The sequence below is a fragment of the Streptomyces sp. NPDC005070 genome (genome assembly GCF_053600395.1).
Genome location: NZ_JBSFZS010000434.1, coordinates 1 through 1,832, shown reverse-complemented (window position 1 = coordinate 1,832; position 1,832 = coordinate 1). Strand labels below are relative to the sequence as shown.

At 74.2% G+C, this 1,832-nt stretch carries 2 protein-coding genes; one reads left to right on the top strand and one right to left on the bottom strand.

The features are described 5' to 3' along the window. Positions 1–335: 335 nt before the first annotated feature. On the top strand, positions 336–1,577 hold the full coding sequence (locus tag ACWEBX_RS39945; protein ID WP_451889607.1) for an NAD(P)/FAD-dependent oxidoreductase: 1,242 nt from the start codon (positions 336–338) through the stop codon (positions 1,575–1,577). Between the two features lie 7 nt (positions 1,578–1,584). On the opposite strand, the gene ACWEBX_RS39940 is transcribed toward ACWEBX_RS39945, so the two are convergent. Beyond that, a partial coding sequence (locus ACWEBX_RS39940; protein WP_451889606.1) for an ATP-binding protein occupies positions 1,585–1,832 on the bottom strand: 248 nt, incomplete at its 5' end.

The following is a 1,832-nucleotide window of genomic DNA, read 5'->3' as shown; positions in this document are numbered from 1 at the left end:
CCCGTACCCGGGGCGGCACCGGCGGTCTTTCACTGCCTCGGGGACGACACGGGAGAACAGGGGACCCCGGCTGGACGGGGGAGACCAGCCGGGGCCGCTTACCTGGTGTGCGGAGGCCGCTCCGCGTCACATAGGCGGCAACATACGGCCATACCGATCTATTCCTCCCTGGAGTGCCGGAGTGCCGGAGTGCCGCAGTGCCGGAGTCCCGGGAAGGCCGCGTCGTGCGATGCCGCCCGCCGGACGCGTGGGGGGCCACCGGCGTGGCCCCGCATCCGGTGGGCGGGCCCGGCGGGAAGATCGGTTACGGACCGGCTGCTCGGAGGATGGTGCCCATGACCGCGAAGCGCGGTGTGCCCGATGTCCTGATCGTCGGCGGCGGGCTCGCCGGTCTGGCGTGCGCCCGCGATCTCGCCGGGTACGGCTTCGAGGTCCGGCTCCTCGAGGCCTCGGACGGGGTGGGCGGCCGGATGCGCTCCGACCCGCAGGACGGCTTCGTCGTCGACCGCGGCTTCCAGGTCTTCAACACGTCCTACCCGCAGGTCCGGCGCAGGCTCGCCCTGCGCGACCTTCGGCTGCGGCCCTTCACGCCCGGCATCCTCGTCCACACGGAGGACGGGCCGCTCCGCTTCGACGACCCCACCCGTGGCCGGCGACGGCTGGGCGACCTGCGCCCCGGGCGCCTCGCGGGAACCCGTGACCTGAGCGCGCTGGCCGCCCTGTCCGGCCGCGACATGCTCGCCCCCGCCGGCTGGCTCAAGCGCGGAGAGGACCGCACGACCCGTACCGCGCTCGCCGCGGCCGGGTTCTCCGAGGAGTTCGTCGAGCGGTTCTTCCGGCCCTTCCTGTCCGGGGTGTTCCTCGAGGACCAGCTCGGGACCTCCGGCCGGGTGTTCCATCTCGTCTGGCGCAGCATGCTGCGCGGCACCCTGTGCCTGCCCGGAGCCGGCATCGGGGCGGTGCCGCGCCTGCTGGCCGAGGCGCTGCCCCCGGACGCCGTCCGTCTCGGCACCCCGGTCACGCGGCTCACGGACGACGGGGTCGAGGTGGACGCCGGAGGCGAGATCGCCGCACGGGCCGTGGTCGTGGCCACGGGTCCGGGACCGGCCGCCCGGCTGCTGCCCGGGCTGGACCTCCCGGACTACCGCGTCGTGACGACGTACTACCACGCGGCGACCCGTTCACCGCTGGCCGAGCCCGTTCTGCTGACGGACACCAGAAGACGTTTCCTCAACACCTGCGTCCTGAGCGAAGTGGTGCGCGGCTACGCCCCGCCCGGGATGTCGCTGATCGCCACCTCGGTCCTCGGGCACGACCAGGAGGGCCGGGAGACATGGCTGCGCGACACGCTGGCCGAGGTGTACGGCACCGACACCGGGGACTGGGACCTGCTGACGCTCCGGACCGTTCCCGACGCCCTGCCGGCGATGCCGCCTCCGCAGCCGCTCGGCCGGACCGCCCGGGTGGCCGCCGGCCGCTATGTCTGCGGGGACCACCGGGCCACGGGCTCGGTCCAGGGCGCGCTGGCCTCGGGAGCCCGCGCGGCCCGCGAGGTCGCGGCCGACCTGGCACGGTAGACCCGCGTCATACGCTGTCCGGGCTCCCGGCGCCCGAGTCCTGGGCCAGCGTCTGTTCCGTCCAGATCGTCTTGCCCGGGGCGGAGTAGCGGATGCCCCAGTTGCGGCTCATCTGCGCGCAGATGAACAGGCCGCGTCCGCCCTCGTCGGCCGTGCGGGCGTGGCGCAGCCGCGGAGCCGCTCCGCCGGCGTCGCGGACAGATCGGAAGAGCGGCGGGGAGGGAAAGAGGGTATGAGGTAGGGGGTAGATATGGG

Coding starts and splice junctions, on each gene's coding strand:
- ACWEBX_RS39945 (WP_451889607.1), top strand. CDS start 336: ATGACCGCGAAGCGCGGTGTGCCCGATGTCCTGATCGTCGGCGGCGGG.